The 15,627-nt window shown below is 38.4% G+C and carries 12 protein-coding genes; 8 read left to right on the top strand and 4 right to left on the bottom strand.

Annotation, left to right across the window (positions count from 1 at the left end; all coding sequences use genetic code 11):
* The 4 genes from ANME2D_RS16990 to ANME2D_RS11740 form a co-directional block, all read left to right on the top strand.
* Window positions 1-723, top strand: a 723-nt coding sequence (locus ANME2D_RS16990; RefSeq protein WP_206741775.1) for a thermonuclease family protein, incomplete at its 5' end; no start/stop codon positions are given.
* 141 nt (window positions 724-864) lie between these two features.
* Window positions 865-2,028, top strand: a complete 1,164-nt coding sequence (gene rmuC, locus ANME2D_RS11730) for a DNA recombination protein RmuC (RefSeq protein ID WP_048092015.1) — start codon at window positions 865-867, stop codon at window positions 2,026-2,028.
* Window positions 2,029-2,133: 105 nt separating this feature from the next.
* Window positions 2,134-2,364, top strand: coding sequence for a hypothetical protein (locus tag ANME2D_RS11735; protein WP_048092017.1), 231 nt, complete (start codon window positions 2,134-2,136; stop codon window positions 2,362-2,364).
* 97 nt (window positions 2,365-2,461) lie between these two features.
* Window positions 2,462-4,654: a DEAD/DEAH box helicase gene (locus tag ANME2D_RS11740; RefSeq protein ID WP_048092019.1), complete on the top strand. Its 2,193-nt coding sequence runs from the start codon at window positions 2,462-2,464 to the stop codon at window positions 4,652-4,654.
* A 164-nt stretch (window positions 4,655-4,818) separates the two neighbouring features.
* Here the strand turns inward: ANME2D_RS11740 and ANME2D_RS11745 are convergent, their stop codons facing one another.
* A complete protein-coding gene (locus tag ANME2D_RS11745) occupies window positions 4,819-5,106 on the bottom strand; it encodes a hypothetical protein (RefSeq protein WP_048092021.1) in 288 nt (95 codons plus the stop codon).
* Between the two features lie 511 nt (window positions 5,107-5,617).
* On the opposite strand from ANME2D_RS11745, the gene ANME2D_RS11750 reads away from it, so the two are divergent.
* From ANME2D_RS11750 to ANME2D_RS11760, 3 genes are all read left to right on the top strand, one after another.
* On the top strand, window positions 5,618-6,934 hold the full coding sequence (locus tag ANME2D_RS11750; protein WP_198527420.1) for a DNA methyltransferase: 1,317 nt from the start codon (window positions 5,618-5,620) through the stop codon (window positions 6,932-6,934).
* Between the two features lie 2 nt (window positions 6,935-6,936).
* Window positions 6,937-7,842: a hypothetical protein gene (locus tag ANME2D_RS11755; RefSeq protein ID WP_048092025.1), complete on the top strand. Its 906-nt coding sequence runs from the start codon at window positions 6,937-6,939 to the stop codon at window positions 7,840-7,842.
* A gap of 66 nt (window positions 7,843-7,908) precedes the next feature.
* Window positions 7,909-8,283 (top strand): hypothetical protein, encoded by a 375-nt coding sequence (locus ANME2D_RS11760; RefSeq protein WP_048092027.1) that lies wholly within the window; start codon window positions 7,909-7,911, stop codon window positions 8,281-8,283.
* Between the two features lie 239 nt (window positions 8,284-8,522).
* On the opposite strand, the gene ANME2D_RS11765 is transcribed toward ANME2D_RS11760, so the two are convergent.
* Window positions 8,523-8,909, bottom strand: a complete 387-nt coding sequence (locus ANME2D_RS11765; RefSeq protein WP_157834101.1) for a hypothetical protein — start codon at window positions 8,907-8,909, stop codon at window positions 8,523-8,525.
* Window positions 8,910-9,083: 174 nt separating this feature from the next.
* Window positions 9,084-9,542 (bottom strand): DUF2080 family transposase-associated protein, encoded by a 459-nt coding sequence (locus ANME2D_RS11770; RefSeq protein WP_048092031.1) that lies wholly within the window; start codon window positions 9,540-9,542, stop codon window positions 9,084-9,086.
* 1,616 nt (window positions 9,543-11,158) lie between these two features.
* Between ANME2D_RS11770 and ANME2D_RS11775 the strand changes: the two genes are divergently transcribed.
* Entirely contained in the window at window positions 11,159-12,196 is a 1,038-nt protein-coding gene (locus tag ANME2D_RS11775; protein WP_048092033.1) for a hypothetical protein, read from the top strand.
* A gap of 340 nt (window positions 12,197-12,536) precedes the next feature.
* Here the strand turns inward: ANME2D_RS11775 and ANME2D_RS11780 are convergent, their stop codons facing one another.
* A complete protein-coding gene (locus ANME2D_RS11780) occupies window positions 12,537-15,227 on the bottom strand; it encodes a PxKF domain-containing protein (protein ID WP_048092035.1) in 2,691 nt (896 codons plus the stop codon).
* Window positions 15,228-15,627 lie beyond the last annotated feature (400 nt).

Below are 15,627 nucleotides of genomic sequence, written 5' to 3' on the forward strand. Positions count from 1 at the left end.
TCGCTTAGCACAAATATGATTCAGGATACTATTCGGAACTACGACCGATCGGAAGTACTGAAAACCCCAATACCTTCTTCTACTCCAATATTTACAGTTAAACCAACTGTTACATTAACAGCTACTACAACTCCAACACCAATTCAAACTGCAACGCCTTCCCTCACTCCAGCACATTCAGCTACACCCACGGTATCCACGCCAGCACCCACCGCATATGCTCCAGTTGATAGATTAGCGAATGTTACATCAATTGTTGATGGTGACACCATTTATGTTGATTACCAGGAGAAAGTGCGCTTTGTTGGCATCAATACCCCTGAGATTGGACAGGTGGGAGCACTTGAGGCTAAATCCTATGTTGCGGACAGAATCAACGGTAAACAAATCTACCTGGATGTTGATAATAAGAAGCCAAAAGACAAATACGGGAGAACTCTAGCTGTAATTTATATCAATGGCGAGAATTTAAATAAAGAGCTATTATGTAAGGGCTATGCTGAGGTTATGTATATTCCTCCATCTGAGTTTGATCCATATAGCTGGCAAGCCTCTTGTTCTGATCCTTCCACTGTAACGCCTACAGATGAAGCCGAATTAAAGCAGGAGATATCTGAGTTAAAAGAGAGACTAAATCAAACGGAGAAAAGTATCAAACATCAAGAGGATAGAATAAGCTGGCTTGAGAAAATAGTAGATTCTCTGCTCAGGTGGTTTAAGTAGGTATAATTTGCATCTCAAATGAATTAGAGGAGAAGGTGAAATAGGTTTTCAAAACTCACTGTTACGGTGTCAGGATAACTCTGAGTCGAGAGGTCGGTAGATAGTTTTATACCTACCAAGCATAAATCTCTGAGAAGGATTATGGATATAATACTCATCGGAATTATAGCGATAGTCGTGCTCTTAGGGGCAATTTTGCTTCTGCTATATCTACAATTCCGCAAGCCTCAGGGCAGTATCAATTCTTCAGCCGCTACTGATATTGCAGTAATGATGGAAAAACTCTCTCATTTAGAGCCAATTATACCGGCTGTCAGCGGAGTTCAAACCGAACTTAAAGGACTAATTGAACGAGTCTCCACAATAGAACAGAATCAGAATACAGAGAGCCAAAAAATCCAGGCATTGGAGATCAGGTTGGCTGAGAGTAGCACTGCCACTAACACTGCCACCAAGAATCTTATCGAGGCAACAACAGCCATGCATAATGAAATCTCACAGACAAAGAATAGCTTGACAGAACTCCAGGCCCATGTGAAGGCTCGTCAAGATGTTGAGCAACGGACGGCTGAATCCATTAAGCGATTGGAAACAATTATTGCAGGTACTTCTACAAAAGGTGCTGCAGGTGAGAATATACTTGAGGTTGTTTTTGCCAAACTTCCACCTGATTGGCAAGTACGAAATTTTAAAGTGGGCAACAAGCATGTTGAGTTCGGGCTTCGATTGCCTAACAACCTTATTGTACCAATTGATAGTAAATGGCCTGCAACCAGCCAGTTAGAACAGCTTGCTAGTTGTGAAGATATCGATGAGCAGCAAGAGTTAAAGACTCAAATCGAGTCTGTTATCCTGAACAAGGCCAAAGAGGTCAAAAAGTACATAAATCCTAGCTTAACTGTGAACTTTGGCATTGTAGCAGTTCCTGATGCAGTTTATGGCATGTGTAATGGCATTCAAGCTGATGTTTTTCAGCAGAATATAGTACTTGTCAGTTATAGTATGTTCGTTCCCTATCTCTTATTAGTTTTCCAAACGGTGTTAAAAACATCTCAGAACATTGACCTAGAGAAACTGGATGCGCATCTACAGGTTGCTCAGGCTAGCGTTAAAGCATTACAGGGAGAACTTGAAGGACGATACTCAAAAGCCATCAAACTGTTAAACAATTCTCATATTGAAATGAGTGCGCATCTGAGCAAAATTAGCAGTGGTCTCACAAATCTTCAAATTGGTGCGTGTACGCCGCAGGCACAGTTAGCTCAACCTGAAGAAAAATATGTAACCGGCTCTGGTGAAACTTAAGTGTATTTAAAAATTGATTCAATGGATAGATAGCTTGAGCAACGATAGATTTACACATTCACCCTACCAAAGGATACCCAGAATACACTGATTTCCGGGGAGGCTATGGGATGGTGTCCAGTTAAAAAGAGAGCAGGCATGAGGGGCCTTTGTGATAGGTTCTATAGCAATCCGCGCTTCTCTCTTTCTGCTTCAAGTCTTGCCAGTGTTGCCTCATATGATTTACACATGCTTTCGCAATCGTTTCTTGTACCTAAGCGTATAGGCATATATGAAGTAGGGGATGCAGGGGATAATGTGATTATATATACTAAAAAAGCATGTGAGGGGGAGTAAAGTTAAAAGCAGACATAGTTTGTAATTCGTACGCAAACTGAAGGAGACGTCCCGTGGTGGACTATGAAGAGGAAAGTGGTTCCTCTTGGAGGATTATATGAAAACGGATGAGGTAATTGCAGAGTTATTGAGCTTAAAAGGATATGAGTCACTTCGTCCCCCTCAAGAGAAAGCTATTGAGCAGGGATTGTTAGAGAATAATAATAACTATATAATTATAGCACCAACATCTACTGGAAAAACATTCACGGCTGAACTGGCAATTTATAGGACCCTAAAATCTGGTGGCAGAGTATTATACTTAGTTCCATCAAAGGCACTTGTTACCGAAAAGATGAATGATTTCAAGTATCTCAATGAAAAGAAGCATTACCTTATCGCAGATTCAACCGGCGAGGATGCATGGGACGAAGCACATGTTCTCATTACCACAGTCGAAACGTTCTTCTTTAATACTCTCAAAAATCCAACGCTTACAAGGGGATTCAATCTAGCTATCGTTGATGAGTTCCATTTATTATATGATCGGCTAAGGGGGTTTATTCTAGAGAAGAGTCTAATTTTATCTAAAGAATTTAATTTAAGGCTGATTTGTCTATCTGCCACTTTTGAGGACAAAAAGGAGGTTGCTGAGTGGCTAGGGAGTGCTTTACTGGTTAATATTCCGGAGGAGAACCGACAGATCAAATTAAAAGAAGATGTTATACCGGTATATGACGTGGCAAGTACTAACAGACAAAAAGAACTTTATAAATGCTTGATTAAACTTGATAACCATCCATATCTTATTTTCTGTAATACTAAACCGAATACAGCTTCAAGAGCAAGGGATATGGCGGAGTACGTCCATAAAAATAAACTCAGAACTAATTTAGGTAATGAATATAAAGTCGAGAATATCCGAAAAGAGATGGAGGCCATCCTTGGCAGGGAACTTACTGAAAACGAGGAGCTATTATCCCAATGTCTGGCATACAAAGTCGGATTCCATAACGCACTTTTAGATATGGATATAAGGACCTTTGTAGAGACAAGATTTAATAGTGGCATGATAGATTGGCTATTTGCAACAACCACCCTGGCTGTTGGTTTTAATTCTCCAACAAAATCCGTAGTTATTAATGATCTAAGGTTGGGAGATGACTTCTTACCAGTCTATATGTATATACAGATGATCGGAAGGGCCGGACGCCCCCAATTTTGTGGAGACGGTGAAAAAATAGGATATGCATATGTGGTTGCAAATTCAACTGCGAATGAGATGCAGATACGCAGCAAGTATTTTGGGAAGCAACTAGAAAATGCATATTCTCATATTGCATATGATGATTACTTCCGAAAAGCAATATTAGAACTAATATATGCCGAGAGAAATCGATATACCAACATAATAAGCTTCTTTGAGAACTCCTTTAATACATTCCAAACAAAAAGAAATCTATTTGGGACGTATAATCTTATAGAAAAAATAAAGGAGCACGTAACTTGGCTAATTGGCAATAAGTTCATCAGAGATGAAGGTGCGGCTGGATATAAACTAACTCCTCTTGGTGAAGTGACTGTTGAATTCTTAATGCACAGTTACGTAGCATACCCACTGACTGCATTCCAGAGAATCGAGGAGTATATTAAAGAACAAGGTCTTGCACCAACATTCGATACTGTATACATGCTGATTAAAACACTTAATGAGGCAACTGGATTCGGTTTATATAAAAAACAACGTGAGTCATCTCCAGAAGTTGAACAATTTTTCGGAAGAAGAGGAATTATAGAAGTCGGTAACTCCGAATATACGGCTTATGCCATTTGGTATGGGTGGATGGAGAATAAGACATTGAAAGATATCGAAAATACATGCAAAGTATATGTCGACCCCATAAAAAGCGTGGCAGATGAGTTAATAAGGGCATTATCTCTAATGGAGAACATGTTCAAGGCGAGTGGGAGGAATGTACCAATAGCTTTCCAGTACCTTAGAATTAGAGTTAAAAAGGGAATAGGGGAGAAAGAAGTAAGTGTTGCAAAATACCCAGGATATGGGAGAGAGATGACGAAGGATCTCTATGTTACAGCTGTGAGCATAATAAATGCAATAAAACGCCCAATGCCTCTAGCTAAGGATATTCCGAATTCATCCCTAATGGAGTTCTACATAGATTTACTCAATACAGAAGGTCGCGAAGAGGCTAAACGTTATTTAATCTCTCACTCAAGGCTTTTCCGAGAGGGAAGAGCTGAAAGCTTTATCGAGCTCGTGGAGAAAGAGATCCCAGTAAAAGCATCGTGAGAGGTACCGGTGAACTTGTTAACGTGTGTTTTATAGGTACCGGTCTCGATAATATAGTAGGACAATCTAATTATACAAACAAAACAATACTCGTTGTAAGGCAGGCGGGTCCCGCATGGATAATAACGCCTCCTTCTGGCAGCCTGCCGATTACTCTTATTGGTTTATATTAACACTGCATCTAAACTATTCCTGAAGGTTACGTAACACACTGAAGTCCTTACTTCTGAAGGGATATAGGGGTTGCCTGTTTTTTTATAATACATCCCAGCAAGAGTTCTATCGTGATCCAGCTCTCTAATTTTACCACATCTTAAGAAAAAAGCGATTTCATCTTGTTTGTCAAAGTTATCTTGGAACTCTTCTGGTAAATATCCAATTTCGCTCTCATCTAATTGCCTACCATTATGCATTGGTCCACGGAGTATTTCTCTGAAGGGTGCATAATACATGCTTCCTTCACCGATAAAAAAAGCATGTCTGCAACCTTTACCATAAGGTTTTGTTGGAGGATTTCCAAAGGTCTTTGGTCTCAGAGGCTTCTCTATATACCTCCATGATATGCTCGGTACCCCCTGTCACCTTGATCATCAATCCTGTCAAACTCATGTTATATCCTCCTTTCAACCCTAATTTGACAGAAACACAAATTTTCTAATGATTAAATAGACCCACCGTAGCTGTTTCTCAAATAAGTTATACATTATATAAATCTATAAATGCATGTGATGTTATACATTATGCTAACAATAATCAGTCGAAGCAATGTGATTTTTGTAAATATAAACCTTTTGAATTCTCTCAATCTGTCAAACTAAGGTTTCAAGAATTGTAAAACATTCTCAGTATTTATACCGAAATAACATATAAATAGATTCTGTTGTTCAGATTCCATCCAGTTTATGACTGCAGATTATTTAGGAGAATAATTATATTGTTAGAATAGATTATAGGTGTGAAATTATGGCTAGTAAGTTGGAGACACCTGTTTTAGTTCAAACTCAATTGTTTTCTGAAATGGAGGATACTTATAAGAAAACAACGGATAGAACATCTACCTTTGTAGATAATATGAAACTCCCTGTTCATCGGTGGTTTAGATTCTCAGCTGGCTTCTCTGCAGAGTGGGTAAAGGAGGTTGTTAAATCGTTTAAAGATAACAACCAGATTGTTTTATTCGACCCTTTCGCCGGTTCAGGTACAACTGTTTTAGCAGGAGAAGAATGCGGTGTTAAATCATATGGGATAGAATCCCATCCATTCGTTGTTAGGGTAGCCAAGGCCAAACTTCTTTGGTACGAAGATCCACTTGATTTTAAAAACTTCGCGACGAGGGTCCTTACACATGCGAGGAATTTGAACGAGCCATCCGACCAATATAATACTTTGGTAGATAAATGCTACTCAAAAGATAATCTGAATGAACTTGATAAGCTAAAGAAATCATGGATACATTATAACGATGGCTCTGCCATCTCAGAATTGACATGGATCGCCCTGGTAGGAATATTAAGAGCAACAGCTGCAGCAGGCACGGCTCCATGGCAATATGTCTTGCCGAGAAAGGTAAAGAAAGTAAACATCAGACCATATGACGCTTTTAAACGACAGATAGATATGATGTTTGATGATATGATATACTTTCAACGGTATGTAAAGCAACCCCGGGGTGTTATATATGAAGATGATGCCAGGACTTGCTCAAAGATTGAGGATGATTCTATTGATCTGATTGTTACATCTCCACCTTATACTAACAATTACGACTATGCTGATGCAACCCGGCTTGAGTTATCATTTTTTGGAGAGATAAAAGGATGGGGAGACCTGCAAGATAAAATACGGAGCCATCTAATAAGATCTTGCTCCCAACATATGATTTCTAAAAATGATGATCTGAATGAGATACTTAATGATAGTAACCTAACACCGATAATTGATGAACTTCGTTCCGTATGTGAGGAATTAGGTAAGGAGAGGCTATTACATGGTGGTAAAAAGAATTATCATTTAATGATCGCCGCGTATTTCTCTGATCTTGCAAAGACCTGGATTGCCTTGAGGAGAGTCTGCAGGGATAACTCGAACATCTGTTTCGTTATCGGCGATTCAGCCCCCTACGGTGTCCACGTCCCAGTTGATAGATGGTTAGGTGAGCTAGCGGTCGCTGCTGGATTCAAATCCTATTACTTTGAGAAGACAAGGGATCGGAATATAAAATGGAAGAATAGAAAGCATAAAATCCCACTGCACGAGGGGCGGCTCTGGATTAAGGGGTAAAAATGGCTATATCTCATTCGCACAAATTCGGTCAAATAATTGGTGATATGATAGAGGCATCTATAGAACCAATCTTGGTCAGGTTTGCAAGGAGCCATGACCTATATCTGGATAAGAAATGTTTTCGAACTGCTAGAGCAGGTAAGAAAGTTACCTGGGAGGATAAATTTGGAAACGGACATGATTTAGATTATGTTTTAGAGAAGGGCGGTAGTGAAAACAGTATAGGGACACCTGTGGCTTTTATAGAGATAGCTTGGCGGCGATATACAAAGCATTCGAGGAACAAAGTACAGGAGATCCAGGGAGCCATACTACCACTTGCTGTAACCTATCAAGAGTATGCCCCTTTTTGTGGAGCTATATTAGCAGGTGTCTTTACTGAGGGAGCTTTAACCCAACTACACTCTCAAGGTTTCACTGTACTATATCTTGAATATAATACTGTGGTTGAATCATTTCGAACTGTTGGTATAGATGCTGATTTTGATGAAGATACACCCGAAGATGAGTTTGCAGAGAAAGTTGATAAATGGGAAAGATTGGATGTCAGCGGTCATAAGAGGGTGGCAGCGAAACTCGTTGAGCTTAACTCTGAAAAGATTGATGAGTTTGTCGAGAAGCTCGATAAGGCAGTCAAAAGACAGATTACTTTGGTCCTTGTTATCCCTCTTCATGGTAAACCATTCGAATGGCCGACGATTGAGAAAGCAATCGATTTCATCAAGAATTATAACGAGAAAGAGAATTCAACACCGGTCATCAGATATGAAGTAGAGATCCGTTACAACAACGGCGATGTAATAAAAGGGATCTTTACTGAAAAAGGACGTGCTATCCAGTTCCTACGTGGATACGAGCCTACTATAAAACCGCCATCTACTCCAAAGACATTAGATGATTGGTAATTTAAGACAACTCCGATCGATACTGACTGAAAAATAAAGACAGACTAATACAATGGTAGGCTTGCTATGAGTAATACTATCGCAGTATTTGTTGAAGGGATGGCAGAGATATTCGCCATCACTATAATATCTGTTACGACAAAAGCTTTTACGACCAGTCTATCAGGCGCGAACTGGGATCCACTTATAACCACCCTGGCATTCATGTTTGTAGCAGCGTTAATAATTAACTTCTTGAAAGGGGTCTTCGTTCCATTTGAGGCGGCAATAAATGTTGGAGGGATGTTCCTTTCGTTGTTTATATCAGCCGCTATCATTTGGCGTATCGCGCCTGATGCCGTGATAGAGGTTATATCCTATATTATCGCTGCCATAATCGGTATTTATTTCGGAGTTAAAATTCGGTCACAGGGACAAGAACAACCGTATTATCGCTACTAAGCTTATCAGAGATATTATGAGAGTTGGTAGTTTAGCAAGAGTGAAGGACACTGGCGATCTTGGTATTATAGTAGAGATATATGGGGATTACGCTAAACTGAGGATTCATCCACCAGACGTACGTGATGCGTGTACCTTGTACCCCGATGATGAACCTCTAGGGGTAGAGGGGAAATAACACCTTGGATAAATCGGAACAACCTCGATATTATAGAAGAATGATTAGCTCAACAGCCCTGTTATATAGGGAACTCATCTATAATCGTGCCTTCGTTCTTTGCCTTATCCATCAGTTTGGCGAAATCGTCCTGAGGAACAAACGGACAGAATTGACCCCACGCCCATTTACCGTTCCTTTTACCATTCTTGGCAATAATGTAATAAGCTATTCTATATACGACATTCCCAACTTTGGATGAAGGGTGAACTGCCTTTCCAATAATTTCTTTTAATCTAAGTCTTTCGACCAGGAACACTTTTTCATCCAAGTTAGACTGTTGAATAAATGTGTAAGCCTCCCTTTCAAAGAGAAGCCATCCTTTACGACCAATATCCTTTGCTTTAACAATCTTCTTACTTTCAAACTCATCACGTTTCCGGTCCATGAATTCGGCAGCAGATTCCAAAACAATCACCTATACTCTGTTAAGTGCTGTATTGTTAATAAATATATTTAAAGCTATTTTATTTTCGTCATATAATTACGTTTGCGCCACAAGACGCCTCCATAAGTAGAAGAACACAAATCTATATTTGGGGCATAGCCATGTCAGTAAACCATACATGGTATAACAGTATAATTAATTATAGTTCGGGTTTGCTCTGAAGCCTTCGGTCACACTTCCTAAAATTCTCTCCTCTCGAAGCAGCTCCTCTAAATGTTTCACAATGTCCTCAGGATGTTCTAAAGGAAAGATGTTGCACAACTCCATATATGACAAAACCGTCTTCTCTGGTATCATACGAATGGTCTGAAATATCGCCTCCCGCGTCCTATTATATTGCTGAAGCAGGACCACGGCTACAGGGGAGCCAGTCCATTTCTTCGGAACGTAAACGACCGCTCCGTTTCCGCTTGCTTTCGGGATGCTCTCAATGACCTCCAATCCGATGAAGGAAAAGCGTTTGCTCCTTTTTCCCTGGCACTCGAGGCAAAGAATCCTTCTTTCGTTGTTTTCATTTCTCGGTTCAACCTCGTACGGGGAAGGCATATCAGCCAATCTCACCTCAGCCCCGCAAGAATCACAATTCGTTTTCATGTTAGTAGTCCTTCGTGATATTCTTTCCTACCCATTTCAGCCATTCTGAATGTGAGCGGGTCTCTTTTATATCTCCAACCTTCATTTCTTTCAGGTTATCAACCATTTTATTTCCTCCTCTTGTTAGTCTATACAAAGTCTTTACGTCTATATATAGTTATGGGCATGAAATATGTGTCCAGCCGCACAAACACAAAAACACAATCGGGCAGCACTGTATAATAGAAAGGTATTTATGCGATAGGGAATAGTGTTAAATCTTAGGTTCTAAAAATGTCATTAGATAATAATTGCCCGGAATGTTGGTGATGTCGCTTACCAACAGTTCCTTGGTTATCTTACATAAGTAAGGGTGCCATAACCATAAAAATACGATCAGTACTAACAGTTCAGCAACGAACACGGTTGATTAACCATTGTTGATTAACCATTTGATCCCAAGCCAAAACCTGTTAAAATTATAGCGAGACTCCATTCAATGATGAGATTGAGCCTGATTACGGATTTAAGTTAAAATAGCAACCATCGATGAGATAAATCAGAGCAGTTTTAAAGAATGATTCGAGGTGGGAATAAATAAAACCCCATCACCACAACCGTAAAAATACGATTGGTTCTCCTTAACTGCCAAACTATGACATGAACACGGTAGATTAACCATTTGACTCCAAGCCAATAGATTACTAAAATTACAGTGAGCCTACAATTAAATGATGAGATTGAGCTAGACAAGGATTCAACAAATAAAATGCTCACAATTGATTATCTGAAACACAGTAGTTTCAAGGATTGATTCGAGGCGGGGAACAAGCGAGGACGCCAATGCCATAGCCGTAAAAATACGGTCAACGCTAATATCTTGCCACAATTGACGAACTCAAGCAGAGCAATTTTAAAGAGTGGGTTAGGATAGGGAATAAGTGATGCTTCTCACTATAACAGTAAAAATACGGTCAAAGCTAACACCTCACGATCAGCAAGGAGGCAAAAACTAAAGACAACTATGAACCAAGGCTTATTTTCTCAAATTACCCCACTTAACCAATGCAAGTATGATTGCATACGATTAACTGCCTCTTGCAGAGATATTCAAGTAATGTTAAAATAATATAATCGTAGCTGGGGTTCACTATATTGACAAAGCAGTCCACTTTAGTTCATACCTCTTAATGATGAAGTTATATGCTCATAACTTCAGCAATAAACACGGTGGGTTAACCATTTGACCTCTAGCTAATAGACTGGTAAAATTACAGCTAGACCAGTATCAAGAGCCAATGATGAGCTAGAGCCAGATGCGGATTTATTGGTGAAAACCACAATTGATGAACTCAAGCAGACCAGTTTCAAGAGTTGGTTTGAGGCAGGGAGGAGGTAAGGATGGATTGCTATAACCGTAAAAGTACGATTAGTAGAGATAAAAACCCAGTGGTGGATTGATTGTTAACCTTCAGATAATAGATTGCTAATTATAGCGAAACCCGTATTAAGAGCCGATTATGGGTTAGAGTCATATGCGGATTTGGAAAAGACTGAATAGTTACACCAGTTTTTATTGTTGGACTTCTAATCCTGTGCTAGAATAAAAGAACGATTTGATTTTAAACCAAATTATTATGAAATATATAGAAATTTTATCGCGGATTTTAAAATTTTTGGGTTGGTTTAGTATAGTAATCGGAGTTCTTTTATTAATACAATCTATATTTACTCATACAGTTTCCTTATTATCAGGCCTTTATATTACTCAGCAATTTCTTAGCGGTTTAGTGGATTTAACCCTTGCTCGCGGTTTAATAAAAAGAGAAAAATGGGCTTGGTATACAGGTTTCGCCATTTTTACTCTTTGGTTCTTTTTTGGTATTATAGCAGGTTTTTTGTTTAAATCTTCAGTTATAATTTCTTTTTCCTTCATTTACATTATTTTTCTTGGGCTGTTAATTAAAGGGAAACAGCCATTTATTGAACAACCAAAAAAGAAATTTGTGGAGTGGTTTAGTAAGCCCTATTTTATATTTGTAGTAATAGGAACCTTTATTTCATATCTCATTTTTGGAGGAATTTTAATTTATCTGTCTTCTCAAAAGTCAATTTCTCAGAAAATGGTGGTGCAGCTTCCACCAGAATCTATTGAAGCGAGACCTGTCGAACTGGAGGTTTATAAGAACGAGAAATATAATTTTGCAATCAAATACTTTACCGATAAATTAGCTATTGAGAAGGATTATGAAACAAAAAGGCTGGCTAATAATTCTCGGCTTCTTTTTTATGCATTTTTTTACGATAGTAATTATGGGGTTAATACTGATAAAACAAAAAGTATTCCAGTATTCATGATAGAAGTTTTTGAGTGCAAAGAAAAAGACCTTGATGTGTGTCTTAGTCCCAGTCAAGTAACTTATGGTCCTCAAAGATATGAATCAGGAACATTTATAGGCACTGGAAGCGGTTACATATTTGATAGCACAGATGCAAGTATAGACGCGCAAAAAATAAGCATTTCATGGCGTTCACAAGAGGAAATGAAAGGAATTACAATACTAAAAAATCAATTTGTCTACGTAATCCTGGCCCGGACCAAAGCAAAAAATTTTAAACCTATACCACAAAAAGTTATTGATCAGATTCTCTCTACCTTTAAATTTATAGAATGAGATAAAATTGCCAATTAGACTTATTCCGTACCCCTTTTAAGGCAAGACAAGGATTAAAGAAAGCAATCGTGGTACTAGCAAGGAAAATCCTCTGTATACTCCATCATCAACTGACCAACAGAGAATCTTATACAGAAACAGAAGATGAAAAAACGTCATCCAATTCTTTGATGACTCTGTCTATGGGCCGATTACCATTAACAATGACCACTGATAAAATGATTAAAATATTCTCAGAAGCAGGATATATGGTTTATAAACATGTTTATGGGGTAGTACACCTACCCCACTTACATAGAAAACCCCGATGAGCCAAAAGCACTGGCAAGAAAATCTCTTGTTACTTCAACAATTTGAAGTTGGCTCGGTGATAGGTGCCATCTTTAAACTGTACTACAAGCTGGCGGCAAGTGCCAGTCCAAGCTTTATCCGTCTTCCAGACATAGTTATACTGGTCTATGGTGGCGTTATATGAAAGACTGCTCGATCCGGCTGTAACGGTCTCTTCAATTGGATCGAGGAGAGCATTCAAATCGCAGTCGATCTTTTGTGATATTGGATAGCCTGTTGTGAAGATGTCAAGACCTTGATCACCATCTAGGCTAAACTTAACGGGCACAGCACTTCCTGCCTTTACAGAATTCCACAATGGGAGATTGTCTATTGGCTGGAAGAAGCCAGCAAAGTTATAGACTACGTTGTATGACACTGTCTTTGTTGCTGAATTTCCGGCATTGTCAATTGCATCTACTGTAAAGGTCTTGGTTCCTACAGTGGCAGTATCGATGGCTTCACCGTTTTGTTTTGTTCCTGTTTTTGATGCTATTCCAGATTCTAAATCTATAGCTGACCAGTCAGCAAGTATATTTTGATTTAAAATATACTCTCCTCCATTAGTTGGTACATTGATAGTAATCTGTGGAGAAGTTATATCCAGAACAGAACCCGCTTGAACAGTTCTATCAAATATATCATCACCTTCGTAATCTATTTGCAAGTTAACTCCTTTTTCTCCTTCAGAAAGAACATCCCAATCAATAGTATATCTATGAACTTGTCCTAAAGTTATTGGAATATTGATGGCATTAAAATATATTGTAGCGTTAAAATCTGTAACATTAACATGCGCCACATACAATCCATAACTGCCATTATCTGTTCCTTTAACTTCATATATATAATCGCCCGTCGGGTTCATAATAATTACAGTCTTATTGATATCGTTGTAGTACGAAAACGGAATGTCTTCTTTAATCTTTCCATCTACCATGCCAGTAATATTATTTTGAGAATCTATGACCCGAAGATCTCCTGGACTCGCTATATGAGCAACATCAAATGATGTTTTTGATGGTGTTATATACTCTGGATTAGAACCTGGATTTGGATTGAAATCTATTGATTTTACTTCATTTACATTGGGTTCAACAAGTACGAAAAATTGTGCTACCTTACATATGGCTCCAATCTTAGGATCCGGTGGGGCTGCTTCGCATATATCTAACCACGATGGAGCAAATTTTTCGGCCGGGTCCCATCCAAACATAGATATACTTGAATAGTCTTCATTTTCAACTGTTATGCCATAAAATGTTCCTTCCGGAGTATCATAAGATAATGGTAAGTAAAAATTGCCTATTACTACTGTATCCAGATCTTGTATATCCGTATTGATTATAAATATATCTTTATGCCAAGCTGGATGTGGCGGTACACAAATAGGGGTACAATAATCCTGGTTAACTATAGAAAATCCTATATATCCAGTAAATATTCCTACCCCATATTCATAGTCAATTCTATTTACGACGTATTCATCATATCCTTTTTTAGCGCTAACCCAATTATAAATTGATTTTATTTTTGCATATCGATAATCCTTTGAAATTTCTAAATTTTTCTCTAATGGTTTGACTGTAACGTAAGCGGTATCTTCTCCCGTATTTCCATTGTTATCCTTCACAGTTAAAGTGACAGTATATATTTTTTCTCCATATGGACTTCCTTTAAAACGATGAGCCGGATTTTTCTGATTTGAATTATCTCCATCTCCAAAATCCCAGTGATATTCCATAATTGTTCCAGTGGCAGAACCTATAAAATCTACTCTATCTCCAGAAAATACTGTTTTGTCATGTCCGGCATCAGCAATCGGAGCCTGATTAGAAGAGGAAGGTACAGATAATACCTGAGCCACCCAGGTCAAACAATCACCATTACTGCTCTCCACTGATACCGTTGTAGACGTTGATCCTGTTGGAATGTTTACATTAAGAGATAATGTATCCCAATATTGGGAACCGGGACCGGCACCGTTTAATGTATATTGTGCGAGGAGTGTATCTCCAAGATATACTTTATTATTTAGTCCAGCAAAATTATGTTGGCCATCTGCAACAATAAACGTTGTAGATGCTATTGAATCGGTTGCCTCAAAACCTGTCATTGTTGTGGAAACCTTATGATTCGCAAAAGTAATTCCTCCATCGTATATTAATATTGTTTTCTGCGACATAGTTGGATTGTCATATATGGCAACAAGAGAGGCACCTTCTAATAATACATTTGCTATAGGGAAACTGCTTAAAGTATTGCTTCCGGTTGTGATAAAATTTGTAACATCGGCTCTAAAGTTATATATTTGATTATAATTCCAACAAGGAGTTGCCGTTGTTGCTATAAGGTTTCCAGTAATTGCATTTCCATTTATATTCCCTGTAGCAAGAGAAGATGTATAAGAATTAGACATCACAGACCAATATAAATATGCATTTTTGATAGTAGATCCTGTAGGCAAATTAATATCAATAGTTCCTGAACTTGTTTCTCTCATACCTATTCCTGCTGATACATACCCATTGCCAGAAAGTTTTACAAATTGAGACAATGGAACAGGAGTACCATAAATACTATTTGCATTCATATTGATACCATTATTACAATCTAAGCATTCCTCAGCAATCGATAGAGGACTAAAAATGGCAAAGGCAATGAACAATGTAAAAATCGTAAGATGCATCGTAAATTTCATTCAACTCACCTCCAAGTAGACATTTTCTCTACGAACCGTACAATTTTCTTTTTTTATTTCTTCTTTCATAGTCATAGATATTCACTTTTCATTCAGTCTCTTTTTATTGAGCATTTACCTCTAGGAGGCAAGGATTCATATTGCCTGTATAGTGCCCCTCATCGATATTTTATGCTATGGCACGCCCTCCACAAACTTTACTCCTTATCATGTTTTCTCACTTCCACCTATACCTTTCCACATCCAGCGCCACCATCTTAATCAGCGTCACTCTATAACGCACACTCTGGAACGAGAAAAAAGTGAAAAACTGTATGGGATGGATCTCATTAAACATGTTTTTCCACCATAATCCCGTTTTTAGTATTTCAGCCAGAAGTAATCGGTTGCTATATTTAAG

This window comes from Candidatus Methanoperedens nitratireducens (genome assembly GCF_000685155.1).
Taxonomy (GTDB): Archaea; Halobacteriota; Methanosarcinia; order Methanosarcinales; family Methanoperedenaceae; genus Methanoperedens; species Methanoperedens nitratireducens.